This window comes from Herbaspirillum sp. NPDC101396 (assembly GCF_044767365.1).
GTDB lineage: Bacteria > Pseudomonadota > Gammaproteobacteria > Burkholderiales > Burkholderiaceae_D > Herbaspirillum.
In genome coordinates this window covers 141,203-157,532 of record NZ_JBIWNT010000007.1, presented here as the reverse complement: position 1 = coordinate 157,532, position 16,330 = coordinate 141,203, and the positions used below count along the sequence as shown (strand labels likewise).

The following is a 16,330-nucleotide window of genomic DNA, read 5'->3' as shown; positions in this document are numbered from 1 at the left end:
GTTCCCTGAACCGGCGGAGTAACCTGCAGGCTGGATGGGATTATTGCGCAGGCTCACAGGAAAAGGATTGCGCCAGCCGCACCCAGTACTCGACGCCGCCGGCGATGATGTCGTCATTGAAGTCATAGTGTGCATTGTGCAACTGCTGGCGACTGCCGGCGGCAGCATTCCCGATCAGGATGTAGGTTCCGGGACGTTCCTCCAGCATGAAGCCGAAGTCTTCTGAGGTCATGTTGGCCGGCACGTCTGCGTGCACATTGCTGGCGCCGAAGCAGCGCTCCAGCACCTGGCGGCAGAACGCCGTCTCTGCGGGCGTATTGACCGTCGCCGGATAGTATTGGAAAAACTCCAGCGTCGCGCCGGCGCCATGGATGGCAGCAATGCCTTCAGCGATTCTGGTCATCTCGCCTTGCAGTTTTTTCAGCAGTGTGGACGACAAGGTGCGTACCGTACCGCGCAGCTCTGCGCTGTCGGGAATGACGTTGTCGGTCATGCCGGCGTTGAACATGCACACCGAAATCACGGCCGGATCGACCGGACTCTTGTGGCGCGCAACCAGCGTCTGGAATTGCTGGACGATGGCGCAGGCAATCGGAATCGGATCGATGCCCATGTGCGGTTGGGCGGCATGCGCTCCAAGACCGGTTACGCTGATTCTGAAACGCTGGCCCGCGGCCATGATAGGGCCGACGCGCAGTCCGAACTGTCCGGCCGGCAAGGCGGGCCAGTTATGCATGCCGAACACCGCCGCCGTCGGAAATTCTTGGAACAAGCCGTCATCCATCATCTTGCGCGCGCCCGCGCCGCCTTCTTCGCCCGGTTGAAAGACGAAGTGCACGTCGTGCGGCGGGGCCTGCAACGTCTTCATCAGCAACGCTGCGCCCAGCAACATGGTGGTGTGTCCGTCATGGCCGCAGGCGTGCATGCGGCCGTCGCAACGGGAGGCGTGATCGAAGACATTCTTTTCGCTGATCGGCAGGGCGTCCATGTCGGCGCGCAGCACGATACCCGGCCCGCGCTGCTTGCCCTGCAAGGTGGCGACCAGTCCTGTGCCGCCCATGCCCTTGCGCACCACATAGCCGGCGTTCTGCAATTCGGCGGCGACCACCTCGGCGGTGCGCAACTCTTCGAAGCGCAATTCCGGATGCCGGTGCAGGTCGCGCCTGAAGCTGCGCAGGAACGGCAAGTTGGCATTGATCAAGGTGCGCAGTGTCGTCGTATCGGAAAAGTTCAGGGCGTCGTTGGAAGTCATGGCTAGAAAATTGAAAATGAAAAAAGGCGGCGAAGCAGGGTGTCTCGATGGAGTCCTCGCCTCGCCGCCGGAGCAGCTGCTACCTCGCTTGCTCACATCACTTGCTTACTTCATTCAGGCAATTGAATCAGCCCGCAGCTGATTGCTGTCCTGCCTGGCGCCGGAACGCGTCACCGCGGTAACCAGCAACATGGCGATGACGTTCAGCGTCAGGGCAACGACGCCGACATTGGTGTCCTTGAGGAAATCAGGGATGAAAGGAATCAGATCCGAGATCGTCATCTTGGTCACCGACAGGATCGCCACGGTTGCTTCACCGACCAGGATACCGACGATCGCCCCCGCCTTGGTGACCGGCCGGGACGGCATGATGCTGGCCAGCAGCGCCGGAAATAATTGCGTCACCAGGCTGTACGCCATCAACAGCAGCGAGACGATGGTTTGTCCACCCTGCAACGTGAACCACAATCCTGCGAGCATCACCAACGGCGCCGCCAGCTTGGCGACGCGGCCGATGTGGTGGTTGTCTGCTTCGGCGTTGTCGCTCGACTTGCGCATGGCGCGATAGACATTGTTCGCCAGGAGCGTGGACACGGCCATCAGGATCATCGAACCAGGGACGATGGCCGTCAGCACGCCGGCTGCGCCGATGATGCCGACCACCCAGGGATCGAAGGTGGCGATTGAAATCTTGAACAGCGCCAGATCGATGTCAGGCCCGGTCAATCCGGGAATCTGCAATACCGTGGCAAAGCCGACGAAGAAAACGAACAGCAGCATCATCTGGTAGATCGGCAGGGTATAGGCATTACGGCGCAGGCTCTGCTCGCTCTTGGCGGTGAACGACGCCATGAACATATGCGGCCACATGTAAAAGCCCAGTGTCGTCAGCAGCACGGTGGAGGTCATCCAGACCGCGCTCTTGCCGGTGGCCGGCAAGGCCAGGAAGCCGGGTTTGGCAAGTTCGATCGCTTCAAACATCGGCGTGATGCCGCCGTAGTAGTGCCAGGGCAGATACAGGCCGAGGAAGATCGCCACCGCCAGCACCAGGAAATCCTTCAGCACGGAGGTCCAGGCCGAGCCGTGCACACCCGATACCATGACATAGATGACCGTGACGATCGCACCGATCCAGACGCCTTGCGTGGAACTCAGGCCGGAGTAAGACGCCACGCTGACGATGATGCCGAGGCCTTTGAGCTGCAGCACCAGATAGGGCATCAGGGCGACCACGCCCACCAGGGCGACCAGGATGCCGAGCGCAGGGCTGTTGAATTTCTTGGCGAAGAAGTCCGGCTGCGACAGCAATCTGTGCTGTTTGGCGAAGCGCCAGATCGGCGGCAATATCCAGTACGACAACACGAAGCTCAGGCTGCCGAAGCCCAGCATGTAATACGCCGGACCGCCGACGCCGTAGGCAAAGCCGCTGCCGCCGAGGAACACGAAGGTGGTGTAGATCTCACCCGCCATCAGCAGGAACACCAGGCCGGCGCCGAAGCCGCGGCCGGCCACCGTCCACTGCTCCAGGCTCATGTCCTTGCCGCGCTGGGCGCGGACGCCGAGCCACAGGGCCAGCAGCATGGTGCCGAAAATAAGGATCAAGGCAATGTTCATATTATTCTCCCAGCTCGACATAGCCCGGCGCATTGCGCGGATCGAATCGATAGACGACGTACATCACGACCGACGTCATGGCCAGCGACAGCGCCATCCACGACAGCAGGAATGGCAGACCGAACAGAAATGGCGTAACGCGATTGAAGAAAAACGGCCCGAGCATGACTGATGCGACGGGCAGTAAAGCAAGATACCGAACTGCACTCATTGAATCCCCCCTTGAATTGACAATTGACAGATGCAAACGACAACAAGCGTGGCCTGCGGCTCAGCTGGCTGAATCGCAGAAACAGGCGAAGATGAACTGCAAGGTCCGCAGGAATAGCGGCGAACCGGGCTGGCGATGGCGGACGGGCTACATGGGATTTCCTCCGGAGCGAAGTCGGATCGAGATCCGGATAAATTCGTGGCTCAGCCCAGCAACTTGTGCGACACCGATTTGACGTGGGTGTAATGCTCCAGTCCCTCGGTGCCGCCTTCACGGCCATAGCCGCTGTCCTTGACGCCGCCGAACGGTGTTTCCGACACCGCCGACACCATGTGGTTGATGGCCAGGTTGCCGACCTCGAGTTCGCTTGCCAGCCGATGCGCATGGTTGGCCGACTCGGTGAATGCGTAGCCGGCCAGGCCGAACGGCAGGTCGTTGGCCTTGCGGATGGCGTCGTGGATGTCTTCCACCGGCGTGATCAGGCACAAGGGGCCGAACGGTTCTTCGCGCATCGCCAGCGCCATCACGGGCACGTCGGCCAGCACCGTGAACGGGAAGTGATAACCGGCGCCCGGCAGGCGTTTGCCGCCGCAGACGATGCGCGCACCATGCAGCAGGGCATCGTCGACCATCGCATCCAGCGCCTGTACGCGGCGAATGTTGGTGACCGGGCCGATCTGCACGTCGTCGCGCATGCCGTCGCCGACGCGGATCTTTTCACCGTAGGCGGCGCATGCCGCAACGAAACGATCGTAGACCGCGCGATGCACAAAAAAGCGCGTCGGCGCGACGCACACCTGGCCGCCGTTGTTGAGCTTGCCTTGCAGCGACACCGTTGCCGCCAGTTCGGGATTGGCGTCTTCGCAGACGATCACCGGCGCATGTCCGCCGAGTTCCATGATGGCCGGCTTCATGTGGCGCGCCGCCATCGCCGCCAGGTGCTTGCCGACTGCGGTCGAGCCGGTGAAGGTCACCAGTCGCACCAACGGATGGCAGATCAGGGTTTCTGAAATCTGGGCCGGATCGCCGAACACCAGGTTGAGCACACCCGGCGGCAGACCTGCATCGGTAAAGGCGCGCGCCAGCATCAAGGCGCCGGCAGGGGTTTCTTCCGCCGCCTTGAGTATGATCGAACAGCCTGCGGCCAAGGCGCCGCCGACCTTGCGCGCCGGTGAGCTGAGCGGGAAATTCCAGGGAGTAAACGCCGCAACGACGCCGACCGGTTCGCGAAAGACGGTATGCCGCATCTCCGGCTCGGCCGGGATCAGGCGACCGTACAATCGGCGGCCTTCGTTGGCGTCCCAGGCGATCAGGTCGCAACCGCGCAGGACTTCGGCGCGCGCCTGCGCCAGGGTCTTGCCTTGTTCCAGCGTGATGGCCGCAGCAATGCTCTCGACCCGTTCGCGCATCAGGTCGCAGGCGCGCAGCATGATCTCCGCGCGTTTGGCGGGGGCCATGTTCTTCCAGATGTGGAAGCCGGAGTCGGCCGCCTGCAGCGCCAGTTCCAGGTGTAGCGGCGTGGCCATCGGCACGCTGCCGATCACGCTTTCATCGGCAGGGTTGATGATCGGCTTGCCGGCGGAGTGTATCCAGTTGCCATTGATCAGGAATTGAATTTCGGGGTAGTTGTTCATCGCTCGACCTTGTGAAATGACACGCGCTTGCGCACTGCATCCGTTGCTGAATTTGCTGCTGAGTTTTTTGTTTATCTTTTGCCGTTTGCCAGACGCAGTGCTTCCGGGCGCTGCCGCAGGCGATACATCGCAACGCAACCCAGCGCTGGACCGATCGCCAGCATGCAAAACCCGGCGCGCCAGCCCATCCATGCCACCACTTCCGGCACCAGGTGGATGCTTGCCAGCGTCAGCAGGAAGCCGGCGCAGGTCTGGACGGTCAGCAGCGTGCCGGTCATCGAGGGTTCGCCGAGCTCGGCCACGCTGGCGGAGAACTGGGCCGAATCGGCAATCACGGAGATGCCCCACAGCAGCGCCACCGGCGCCACCAGCCACGGCGTGAAACCGTAGAGGAAGGCGATCAGCACGGCGCAGGCGGCGCTGGTCGCCATCGCGGCGATGGTCACGGTGGTGCGGCCGCAGCGGTCCGCCAGCCAGCCGCCGCCGATCGATCCAAACGCGCCGACGGCGACCGCGGCGAAGGTCAAGAGGCTGGCGTAGTGTTCCGGCCGCGCCATGCCTGCCGCTGCAAAACTGGCCGCGAGGAAAGCCGCCAGCCATGCCCACATCGCGTAGAGCTCCCACATGTGGCCGAGGTAGCCCAGGTTGGCCAGGCGTATCGCCGGATTGCGCCAGGCCTGCGCCATGTAGTTGAAATCGATGCGGCTGCCGCGCGTCATGTTCGGTCCCAGGCCGCAGAACAGAATGCCGATGCCCGACAGCGCCGCGCAGCCGGCGGCGATCGCGTAGATGACGCGCCACTCGATGCCGCCAAGCGCGGCCAGCAAATGCGGGCTGGCCGAGCCGAATGTCAGTCCGCCGACCAGCAAGCCGATCAGCAAGCCCATATCGCGTTGCGCCCAGGTCACTGCCAGCCGCATGCCGACCGGATACACGCCGGCCATGCACATGCCGGTCAGGAAGCGCAACAGGAAGACTCCGGTCCCGACCGGCGGCAGCAGCGCCAGCAAACCGGTGGCGGCGGCCGCCACCAGCGCCGACGCCATGAAGAGCCGGCGCGGATCGTAGCGGTCCGCCAGCGACAGCAATGCGCTGATCACGGTGCCGACGACGAAGCCGCACTGGACCGAACTCGTCAGCAGCGCCTGGTCCAGCGCCGGGATCGATTGGGTGCGTTTGATCATCGAGATGACCGAGGCGGAAGAGAACCAGACCGCCATCGCGCCGATCTCGCACGCCAGCAAGATCAGCAGCGAGCGCAGCTTGCCGGGCAGCGGTGTGATCGCATCCTTCATGTTGATGGCGCCCCTGGTGTCTGTCGCTGCCGTCATGCTGTCATGCCGCCAGCGCAGTCGGCAGGCAGTGGAAGTTGCGCCCGAGGTAGATCAGCGCCTCCTTGCCCTTGTTGCTGCGCGCCGCTTGCACGGAGCAAAAGAACACGCTGTGGGTGCCGACTTCAGAAACCGAATCGATCTTGCAATCAAGCGCGACGAGCGCATCGATCAATACCGGCGCACCGGTTTCCAGCCGCTCCCATTGCGCCGACAGGAAACGCTCCTTGACGTCGACGCCTTTGCTCGAGAACAGGATCGCCAGTTGCTGCTGGCAGGCCGACAGCACGTTGATGCACAAGGCGCCGTTCTCTTTGAAGATGGCGTTGTTGCGGCTGTCGCGGTTGATGCACAGCATCAGGGTGGGAGGTTCGTCGGTGACGCTGCATACCGCAGAGACGGTGCAACCGGCCAGCCCGGCAACGCCGTCGCTGGTGATGACATTGACGGCGGCGCCGAAGCTGGACATGGCGTCGCGGAAGATGATTTTATCGATCATGGCGGACTTTCATCAAGGATGAATGGATTGCGCAACCCAATGCAGCGCAACTGATTCAGGGCAAGCGATCCCCCTCGGCGCGTCGACAACGGCGCGCCGATATGGTGCTGATGAGGAGGAGGCCGGCCCGGCCGGTGTTACGGCGTTGGCTTGATACGGTATTGGTTGGCGCTGTGGCTGGCCGGCAAACGCGCCGCACCGAACAGCTTCTCGCGCAGCGCACCCTGTTTATAGGCGGTCTTGTAGACGCCGCGCTCTTGCAGGATGGGCACCACCAGTCCGATGATGTCGTCGAAGCATTCCGGCACCACGGTGCGCGACAGATTGAAACCATCGACGCCGGCTTGCTCGGACCAGCCCATCAGGACATCGGCGACCTGTTCGGCCGAGCCGACCAGCGGCGCCTGGCGGCTGCCGAGCGTCATCTGTTCCAGCAGTTTGCGCTTGGTCCATTGCGGGCCGGCGCTGCGGGTCATGGCCTCGACGTTGGAGACGATGGCCTGGCTCTTGCCGGTTTCGATCGGTTCATCCATGTCGTATTTGGCGAAGTCGATGCCCATCGACGCCGCCGCATGCACCAGCGCCGCTTCGGAGCTGACGTAGCGTTGGTACTCGGCGAATTTTTCCTTGGCCTGGGCTTCGGTTGCGGCGGTGATGATGGTGGCGCCGAGGAATACCTTGATGTCGTCGGCGGCGCGACCCAGTGCGACGGCCTGCGCGCGGATATCGTCAACGATGTTCTTGACGCCGTCCTTGCTCTGGCCGTTGACGAACACGCATTCGGCGTGGGTTGCTGCGAACTGGCGACCGCGTGTGGAAGAACCTGCCTGATACAGCACCGGCGTGCGTTGCGGCGACGGTTCCGACAGATGCATGGCGTCGACCTGATACTGGCGTCCACGATGGTGGATGACGTGTACTTTGGCGGGATCGGCGTAGAAGCCGTCCGCGCGATTGACCTGCACTGCGCCGTCTTCCCAGCTGCCTTCCCACAATTTGTAAACCAGTTCCATGTATTCGTCGGCCAGGTCATAGCGGTCATCGTGCGCCATTTGCCCCGACAGGCCGATGGCACGCGCTGCGCTGTCCAGGTAGCCGGTCACGATGTTCCAGCCGACCCGTCCTCCGGTCAGGTGGTCCAGCGTCGACATGCGGCGCGCGAACAGGAACGGCGACTCATACACCAGGTTACTGGTCACGCCGAAACCGAGATGCGTGGTGACGCCGGCCATTGCCGGGATCAGCATGGTCGGATCGTTGACGGGAACCTGCACCGCGCCGCGAATGGCGGCATCCGGGTTGCCGGCGTAGACGTCGTAGACGCCGACGACGTCGGCGAAGAAGATACCGTCGAACAAACCTTTTTCCAGTTTGCGGGCGTACTCCATCCAATACTGGATATCACGGTAATCGGCCGAACGGTCGCGCGGATGGCGCCACAATCCTTGCTGGATATGGCCGACGCAGTTCATGTCGAACGCATTGAAATGGATTTCTCTGGACATTCTGTCTCCTCGGTAGCTGATCTTGTTGCGGCAAACGATGCGGCCCAGCAGCTTTGTTTTGATCGGCATTGCAGCTGATTCGCGTTTTTCTGCTGTTTACTATATTGGACAAAAATACACTATGCAAGAATATTCTTCATATTTTTTAGAGTAATCCGGCATGCCCCGTATTGATCCGGATCAAGCGCCGACGTGGTGCGCGAGTTTCCCCTGGAAGGTGCAGCAGGTATAATCTCCGGCTTACCGACACCGATATTTCATCCGCTTGAATACCTCTCACGCCCTCATCGCAGAAGACCCGACCCAGGCCATCTCCACGCGTATCAAAATCGAACGCGGCAGCAGGGGCTGGTCTCTCGCCGAACTGTCCGAGCGTTCCGGCGTATCGAAAGCGATGATCAGCAAGATCGAGCGCGGCGAGGCCAGTCCGACCGCGACAGTGCTTGGTCGTCTGTCGGGCGCCTTCGGGCTGGCCTTGTCGATGCTGTTGTCGCTGGCGGAGCAGAACGGCAATCGCCTGAACCAGCACGCGCAGCAAAACGTCTGGACCGATCCTGAGACCGGCTACACGCGCCGCACCTTGTCGCCGCCCGCCGGCGGCATGCTGGAATTGCTGGAGATTGTCCTGCCGGCCAAGGTCAGCGTGCCGTATCCGGCCAGCGCGTTTACCTTCCAGCATGAGCAGATTCTGATGCTCGAGGGACGACTGCTGTTTCGCGAAGGCGAGCAGGAGCATCAGCTCAGTCCCGGCGATTGCCTGCAACTGGGGCCGCCGATGGATTGCGTGTTCACGAATCCCGGCAGCAAGCCTTGCCGATATCTGATTGCGTTGGTGCGTCGCTAAGCATCCGGCGCAGGCGGCGTTTTCGTCATAAAAAATCCGCGGGACCAAGCTGGCTGAAGCCATGCGTGGTTGACTTTCGTCGTTTCATGTAATAAATTAAGTTACATGAAAAAAGATAGCCGGTTATCAGGCGTGCTGCACGTGCTGCTGCACCTCGCCGAACATCAGTCCGAACATCAATCCCCCATGACTTCCGAGTCGCTGGCCAAAGCCATGGACACCAATCCGGTGGTGATCCGGCGCATCATGGCCGGCCTGCGCGAGCAGGGCTACGTCAGCTCGGAAAAAGGCCACGGCGGCGGCTGGACGCTGACCTGCGATTTGGAACAGATCAGCTTGCGCGACGTTTATGTCGCGCTCGGAAGCCCATCATTGCTCGCCATCGGCAGCCGCACCGAAGCGCCTGCCTGCCTGGTGGAGCAGGCGGTCAACGCCGCCCTGAACAAGACATTCGAGGAAGCGGAGGCGCTGCTGGAATCGCGCTTCGACGAGGTAACTCTGGCGATGCTGAGCGCAGATTTCCATCAACGGTTCGAGAAAAAACGGAAGAGGCCAGGCAAACCATGAACGACGAAAAACTCCAGGCCACCTTCAACCAGCAGGCAGCCTCCGCCTATGACAGCCAGTGGGCCCGGCTGGCGCCGTTTCGCGATGCGCTGCATTTGCTGGCGAGCGCAGTACTGGCCGGCTTGCCTGCCGACGCCCGCATCCTTTGCGTGGGAGCCGGCACCGGCGCGGAGATACTGTCTCTGGCGGAAAAATTCCCGGGCTGGCGCTTCACAGCCGTCGAACCGTCCGCGCCGATGCTGGACGTCTTTCGTCGCAAGGCGCAGGAGCAGGGCATTGCTTCCCGTTGTACGTTCCATGAAGGCTATCTGGATTCGCTGCCGTCGTGCGAGCCCTTCGATGCCGCCACCTCGCTGCTGGTGTCGCACTTCATTCTGCAGCAGGATGAGCGCACCGGCTTCTTCCGCGGCATCCGCCAACGGCTGTGCCCGAACGGCATTCTGATCAATTCGGACCTGACTTCCGATACGGACGCGCCGCACTACGGTGCGCTGCTGGAAGTCTGGATGCGCACCATGGCCGGTGCGGATCTCAGCCAGGAAAAGCTGGAGCAGATGCGAACGGCATATCGCCGCGACGTTGCCATTCTGGCGCCGGAGATGGTCGCCGGGATGATGGCGTCCGGGGGATTCGACAGACCAGTGCAGTTTTATCAATGCGGGTTGATTCACGGCTGGTTTGCCAGGGCTGCGTAGGCGAGACCGGACGAGCGTACATGGACGTCATGCCAAGGTCACATAAATGCGTTCTACTTTTCCACAGGCAAGATTTCCAGGGAAGCTGATCGTGACGGGCTTTCCGAAACCCAACGTCGAGAAAGAGTACGCATGAACCGCTTATCCACCGTATCTTCAATTTTCACCATCGCAGCGGCAACTCTGCTCGCAGGTTGCGCTGGGCCGCAAAGCGTTGCAAATATCAAAACGCTGGACGGCAAAGCCCCGCTGATTATCGGGCACCGCGGCTTGCCCGGCCTGTATCCGGAAGAAATCATCGCGGGCTACCAGGCCGCCATCGCCGCCGGCACCGACGCGCTGGAAATGGACCTGATGTCCTCCAGCGACGGCGTGCTGTTCGTTTGCCACAATCCCTTCCTGAGCGACACCACCGACGTTGCCGATCATCCAGAATTCGCCTCGCGCAAAAAAGCGCGCACCGTCGACGGCGTGGCGGTGCCGCCGGACTGGTACATCAGCGACTTTACCGCGGCCGAGCTGAAGACCTTGCGCGTCAAACAACCGATCGCCGTGCGCAGCCATCAATACGACGGCAAGTATCCGTTGGCGACGTTCCAGGAAGTGATCGACCTGGCCAAGGCGACGCGTGCGGCCAATCCCGCCAGCAAGCTGCTGGTCTATCCGGAAACCAAGAACCCGATCTTCCAGCGCCTGCTGGGCGTGCCGCTGGAAGAAAAGCTGGTGGACATGATCAACAAGGAAGGCTGGAACAGTGTCGACGCGCCCATCATCGTGCAGTCGTTCGAGCCGGAGAGCCTGAAGATGATGCGCCGTCTCGGCCTGAAAACCCGCGCGGTGCAATTGATGGACGGCGACGGCATCAACTTCAAGACCGGCGCGCTGACCTACAATTCGCCGGACACCGCCAAACCATACTCGTGGCTGCAGCATGGCGATCCGCGCACCTTTGCCGCCATGGCGACGCCGGAAGGCCTGGCCGAGATCAAGACCTATGCCGACGGCATCGGCCCATGGAAGGTGTACATCATTTCGGCGCAAGGCGTGGATGCCGCCAGCAATCCGGTCAAGGCGCTGAACCAGGCATCGAACATGGCGCCGACCTCGCTGGTGGCCGACGCGCACCGGCTCGGCCTGTTCGTGCACCCGTTCACCTTCCGCGACGAAGCAGCGCGCCTGACCGCCACTTACAAGAATGATCCCAAGGCGGAGTACAAGGCGTTCTTTGATGCCGGCGTGGATGGCGTGTTCACCGATTTCAGCGGCACCGGAAGGGCGGCGCTGGAGGAGTGGTTGAAGACGCGGAACGCAAGGTAAGCACTGTCGGCGTCGAACAGAGAGGAGCCTCCGGGCTCCTTTTTTCATGGGGATGCCCGCCTGGAAGGCAGGCAGGATTTCTCCTGCGTCGCTTCGGCAGCGGCGGCGGAAGCAACGGCGAGATATCCCGCGAAATCAGCTGCAAGCAGGCGGGCTTATCCGATTTGTTATAAATTCCCGGATGCGTCCTGCCGTTGCAGTCCGGCAGACGGTAGGTCCGAAGCGGATCCCGAATTGACCTGATCAGCCAGCAACGTCGCCATGCCATCACTCCATCTGTTCTTGCTCTACCTCACCGCCAGCCTGGCGCTCAATCTGACTCCCGGGCCCGACATGGCGCTGACGCTGACGCGGGGCATGACGCAAGGCTTCAAGGTTGCCTGGCTGAGCGTGCTTGGCACCTTCGCCGCCGGGGTCATTCAGATACCCTTGGTCGTGTTCGGACTTGCCGGGATCTTCAAGGAATCACCGGTGCTGTTCGAGTTCGTCAAAATCGCCGGGGCGCTCTACCTGGTTTATCTCGGAGTGCGGGCGATTCGACGTTCCATCCGGGGCAAGGAGACTCTGGGGACTGTCAGCGCCGGCAGCGATCGCGGCGTATTCTGGCAAGGGCTGTTCACCAACTTGTTGAATCCGAAAGTGTTTATCTTCCTGGTGGCATTTCTGCCACAGTTCGCGGATCCCGACATCGGGCCGATCTGGCAACAGATGCTGGTGCTGGCCGTGAGTTCAAAAGTCCTCGGTCTGTTAAACGGCGCTTGTCTTGCCTACGGTGCGTCGAGAATCCGTGTCTGGCTGAGCAGGAACGTATGGTTCCTGCGTTTGCAGGACAGCCTTCTTGGCGTCGCCATGCTGGGAATTGCCGGCTACCTTATCTTCAACCGGTCGCCGGGCGGGCGTGCTTGACGCCGTCCGTTCCGGCCGTTATTGTCAATGTCCGCGGCCGGCCACAAGCGCTCCTGCATGAACCAACATAAGAAAAATTCCGGTTCATTGACCCAGGCAAAAGAATAAAAATGGTCACGTCGGATAGAATTGATTCATCAAGCGGGGCGACTCCGCGCGTACATAAAAAGCAAACTTTCATTGGGGAAACAATGAGTGGTTCCAATTCAATGCCACGGCGCAGATTCTTGCAAGCCGGGGCAGCATTGTTATACGCGGGAAGTTTTCCCGGGGTTCTGAATGCAGCGCCGGCGCTGCACTCTCCGAAAAATCTAAGGGCTTTACGCAACAGTCTGCACGGTCGCCTGATCATGCCTGGTGAAATGGGCTACGCGATGGCTGCAGCGCCCAACAATGCGCGCTATGCCGATGTATTGCCGCTGGCGGTAGCGATGTGCGCAGATGCACATGATGTCCAGCTGTGCTTGCGTTGGGCGGCAGACCATCGCGAAAAGTTTGCCATCCGCTCGGGTGGGCACAACTACGCGGGCTTCTCAACCACCCGAGGCTTGCTGATCGACGTCAAGGCAATGAACAAGGTGTGGTTCGATGTCGACAAGAACCGCGGCTACATCCAGGCCGGCGCCAGTAACCAGAATATGGCCGATGCCTTCAGCGGCTCCAGCTTTGCCATTCCTTCCGGCCGTTGTCCCACCGTGGGCGCCAGCGGGCTGGTGCTTGGCGGTGGCTGGGGCTTCGCCGCGACGCACGCCGGGCTGACCTGCGACAGTCTGGTGCAGACTGACGTGGTGCTGGCCAACGGTCGGCAGGTCAGCGCCGATGCCAACGGCGATTTCAGCGATCTGTTCTGGGCTTTGCGCGGGGGCGGTGGCGGCAACTTCGGCATCAACACGGGATTCAGCTTCGCCTTGCACGAGGTGAAGGATGATGTGACGATTTTCAATATCGTGTGGCCGGGCGAAAAGCAGATCGAACTGTTGAGCACCTTGCAGGAAATACAAAACAACCACGCGCGGCAGATGTCGACCCGCACCAAGGCGTACCCCGATGCGCCAGGACCGCGGCCGCAGCGCCATCAGTTGCAAGTGACCACGCTGGGTCAGTTTTTCGGCCCGCTCGACCAGGCCCTGGAGGCGCTCGCTCCTGCACTCAAGCTGGTCAAGCCGATCAAGCGTGATATTCGCCAGATGAGCTACTGGCAGGCGCGCGACTATCTCATCACCGATGATCCGAACGGCATGTATGACCTGCGCTCCAGCTACGTCGCCGAAACCCTGCCGCCGGAAGCGCTGGAGACGATGCTGCAATGGATGATGAAATGGCCAGGTGGTTCGCTGCTGCCGGAAAACATGGGCATCCTGTTCGCGATCGGAGGCAAGGTCCGCGACGTGGCGGCTGATGCCACCGCTTACGTGCACCGCAACGCCAACTACATCTTTGAAATGGAAAGTGCCTGGGCGCCGATCGATCATCCCGATGTCGTGCGCAGGCAGCAAGCGTGGCTCACCGAATACTTTGCCGCCATGCAGCCGTTCATGCTGCAGCAATCGTATGTCAACTTCCCCAGCCGGGACCTTCCGAACTGGCAGCAAGCCTACTATGGAAAAAACCTGGCACGATTGATGCAGGTTAAAAAGAAATACGATTCCGGCAACTTGTTTGCCTTTCAGCAGAGCATACCGTCGGCGTAACACTATGAATTTTGTATCAAAGCATTCTCTGGCCGTACATTTGCTACGCATTATTTTTGGCAGTTACTTTGTGGTTACGCTGATTGTCACGTGCGTACAGCTGACCGCCGACTACCAGCATACGAAAACCGGTATCGACAATGAATTGATGGCCATGGACGGGACGTTCGGCGCCAGTCTGGCCAGCTCGACGTGGCGTTTTCAGGGCGACGTGCAAAAGGCCACGCTCGCGGGAATCAGCAATCTGCCTGTCGTAACCGGCGTCAAGATCGAAGATCCCCAGGGACGCCTGGTGCTTGCCCTCGGCAATATCTACGACAGCGAGGGAAAGCAGATCCACGTCGACGCCGACGGCGTACGCAGCCCCGTGAAAACCGACTTTCTGAATGCCGCCATCGGCCATCGCTTTCCCATTCTGTACCGCGACGAACATGAGCTCAGCCACGATATCGGCTCCTGGACGGTGTACTCCAGCCGCCATGTCGTGGTCCGCAAAGTCGCGTACGGATTCACCCTCATCCTGATCAACTCCATCATCAAGACGGTGGTGCTGTGGTTTATCTTCCTCTATGTATTTCATCGCTGGCTGGGCGTGCCGATCACCAGGCTCAGCACATTCGTGCAGGGGCAGGACCTGAACCAGCTCGATGCGCAGCAAAGCATAGAGATGCCGGGAAAAAAACGGCATGAACTGCATTTTCTTGCCGACGCCATCAACGCCATGCTGGCAAGCCTGAAAAAACACATGGCGCAGAACCGGACGCTTTACCAGCAGCTGGAACAGGAAAAAGAATCACTGCGTGCGCTCAACAAGTCGCTGGAGCTGCGCATTGACGAACGCACCCGCGATCTGGCCCAGGCCAACGAGCAACTCATGTTGCTCAGCCTGACGGACGCGCTCACCGGCATTCCCAACCGCCGCTGTTTTGATCAGACACTTGAGCAGGAATGGCGACGCTGCGCCCGCAACGACAAGCCGTTGACGGTCGCCTTGTTCGACGTCGACTGGTTCAAACATTACAACGACCATTACGGTCACGTTGCCGGTGATGAGGTATTGCGCCAGGTCGCCGACATGCTGCAGAAGACTGTCCGCAGGGCGGGCGACACCGTGGCGCGCTATGGTGGAGAAGAGTTTGCCCTGATCGCGCCGGACACCAATGTCGAAGCGGGCGTCAGTGTCGTGCACAAGATGTGCGATGCCATTTTTTCCCTGAACATTCCTCATGCATCGTCGGCGTTCGGGCGCATCACGGTCAGCGTCGGTGTGGCCAGCTGCATGCCGTCCCAGCACGAAGGCGGCATCAATGCGCTGCTGCAAGCCGCCGACGCTGCGCTGTATCGGGCAAAAATGGCGGGACGCAACCAGGTCCTGGTTGCCGAATGGCCGCTTCCGCCGTCATTGATGAAAGCAGACGATGTCGTATAGAACTCTGTGCTGCGTTCTGCTCTGCTTGCTGGCGAGCGCTGCATGTACGGCGGCACCGGCTGCCGACCAGATCGTGTGGGGGAAATATAATGTGCCGCCCTACATGATCCGGGGCGGGGAATGGGCCCATCAAGGCATCTTTGACCTGACCCTGAACGTCCTCAAAGATCAACTGCCTCAGTATCAGCATGTGGAACTGGAAGCGCCGTTTCCGCGTATCAACAGCGAGATCAAAAAAGGCAGTCACTGGTGCTATAACGGTACGTTGAAAACACCGGAGCGCGAGGCCTATGGATACTTTTCCCTGCCCAGTTCAATTTTCCTTCCGTTGCGGATTATCGTGCGCCGGGACCGCCTGAGCCAATTCACAGGGAAGCAATCGCTGCAGAGCCTGCTGCAGAACCGCCAGTTCATCACCTCGGTGATGCGCGACCGCTCCTACAGCCCGACCGTCGATAAACTGCTGGCGGCATACCCGCCGAAAGAAAATTATTCCGAACAGATCGAAGCCATCGGCATGCTGCTGGCGGGGCGCATCGACTACATGGTCGAGTTGCCGCTGCTGGCGTTCGACCAGGCCCGCGCGATGGGACACGCCGGCGAGCTGATCGCCATTCCCATGCAGGAAGCGGATGAGGTGGTCTTCAATCGGGTGATGTGCTCCAAAAATGAATGGGGACGCCAGGTCGTGGAGCAGGTCAACAAGGTGCTCATCGCCAATCGCGGGAAAGCCTATTACCGGTCCATTGTTGAGAAGTGGCACGACCCCGAGTCAGTGGCTGAAATCCGCAAGATTTACGATAGCGTGTTCCTCAAGACGCCCTGACAAGCCTGC

Annotated in this window: 15 protein-coding genes; 8 read left to right on the top strand and 7 right to left on the bottom strand. The window is 60.8% G+C overall.

What is annotated here, in order from left to right; translation table 11 throughout:
* Positions 1-40: 40 nt before the first annotated feature.
* The 7 genes from ACIROY_RS22755 to ACIROY_RS22725 form a co-directional block, all read right to left on the bottom strand.
* Positions 41-1,252, bottom strand: coding sequence for a M20 aminoacylase family protein (locus tag ACIROY_RS22755; RefSeq protein WP_402344389.1), 1,212 nt, complete (start codon positions 1,250-1,252; stop codon positions 41-43).
* A 114-nt stretch (positions 1,253-1,366) separates the two neighbouring features.
* On the bottom strand, positions 1,367-2,866 hold the full coding sequence (locus ACIROY_RS22750) for a sodium:solute symporter (RefSeq protein ID WP_402278498.1): 1,500 nt from the start codon (positions 2,864-2,866) through the stop codon (positions 1,367-1,369).
* A gap of 1 nt (position 2,867) precedes the next feature.
* The gene (locus ACIROY_RS22745) at positions 2,868-3,077 is read right to left on the bottom strand and encodes a DUF3311 domain-containing protein (protein ID WP_402278500.1); all 210 of its coding nucleotides are present in this window, start codon (positions 3,075-3,077) and stop codon (positions 2,868-2,870) included.
* Positions 3,078-3,280: 203 nt separating this feature from the next.
* Positions 3,281-4,711 carry an NAD-dependent succinate-semialdehyde dehydrogenase gene (locus ACIROY_RS22740; protein WP_402278502.1) on the bottom strand — a complete coding sequence of 477 codons (1,431 nt, stop codon included), beginning with the start codon at positions 4,709-4,711 and terminating at the stop codon, positions 3,281-3,283.
* Positions 4,712-4,782: 71 nt separating this feature from the next.
* On the bottom strand, positions 4,783-6,042 hold the full coding sequence (locus tag ACIROY_RS22735) for an MFS transporter (RefSeq protein WP_402344386.1): 1,260 nt from the start codon (positions 6,040-6,042) through the stop codon (positions 4,783-4,785).
* A gap of 4 nt (positions 6,043-6,046) precedes the next feature.
* Positions 6,047-6,541, bottom strand: a complete 495-nt coding sequence (locus ACIROY_RS22730; protein WP_402278506.1) for a flavin reductase — start codon at positions 6,539-6,541, stop codon at positions 6,047-6,049.
* A 137-nt stretch (positions 6,542-6,678) separates the two neighbouring features.
* On the bottom strand, positions 6,679-8,046 hold the full coding sequence (locus tag ACIROY_RS22725; RefSeq protein ID WP_402278508.1) for an LLM class flavin-dependent oxidoreductase: 1,368 nt from the start codon (positions 8,044-8,046) through the stop codon (positions 6,679-6,681).
* Positions 8,047-8,311: 265 nt separating this feature from the next.
* On the opposite strand from ACIROY_RS22725, the gene ACIROY_RS22720 reads away from it, so the two are divergent.
* From ACIROY_RS22720 to ACIROY_RS22685, 8 genes are all read left to right on the top strand, one after another.
* Entirely contained in the window at positions 8,312-8,890 is a 579-nt protein-coding gene (locus ACIROY_RS22720; protein ID WP_402278510.1) for a helix-turn-helix domain-containing protein, read from the top strand.
* A 105-nt stretch (positions 8,891-8,995) separates the two neighbouring features.
* Entirely contained in the window at positions 8,996-9,457 is a 462-nt protein-coding gene (locus ACIROY_RS22715) for an Rrf2 family transcriptional regulator (protein WP_402344383.1), read from the top strand.
* Positions 9,454-10,152 carry a class I SAM-dependent methyltransferase gene (locus ACIROY_RS22710; RefSeq protein ID WP_402344379.1) on the top strand — a complete coding sequence of 233 codons (699 nt, stop codon included), beginning with the start codon at positions 9,454-9,456 and terminating at the stop codon, positions 10,150-10,152. Before ACIROY_RS22715 ends, ACIROY_RS22710 begins: the two co-directional genes overlap by 4 nt.
* A gap of 132 nt (positions 10,153-10,284) precedes the next feature.
* Positions 10,285-11,469, top strand: coding sequence for a glycerophosphodiester phosphodiesterase family protein (locus ACIROY_RS22705; protein WP_402344376.1), 1,185 nt, complete (start codon positions 10,285-10,287; stop codon positions 11,467-11,469).
* Positions 11,470-11,730: 261 nt separating this feature from the next.
* Complete coding sequence (locus ACIROY_RS22700; RefSeq protein ID WP_402344373.1) at positions 11,731-12,375, top strand: LysE family translocator; 645 nt, start codon at positions 11,731-11,733, stop codon at positions 12,373-12,375.
* A gap of 110 nt (positions 12,376-12,485) precedes the next feature.
* Positions 12,486-14,066 carry an FAD-binding oxidoreductase gene (locus ACIROY_RS22695; RefSeq protein WP_402278520.1) on the top strand — a complete coding sequence of 527 codons (1,581 nt, stop codon included), beginning with the start codon at positions 12,486-12,488 and terminating at the stop codon, positions 14,064-14,066.
* Positions 14,035-15,495 (top strand): diguanylate cyclase, encoded by a 1,461-nt coding sequence (locus tag ACIROY_RS22690; RefSeq protein ID WP_402278522.1) that lies wholly within the window; start codon positions 14,035-14,037, stop codon positions 15,493-15,495. The genes ACIROY_RS22695 and ACIROY_RS22690 overlap by 32 nt, the downstream gene beginning before the upstream one ends.
* Entirely contained in the window at positions 15,485-16,321 is an 837-nt protein-coding gene (locus ACIROY_RS22685; protein ID WP_402278523.1) for a TIGR02285 family protein, read from the top strand. The genes ACIROY_RS22690 and ACIROY_RS22685 overlap by 11 nt, the downstream gene beginning before the upstream one ends.
* Positions 16,322-16,330 lie beyond the last annotated feature (9 nt).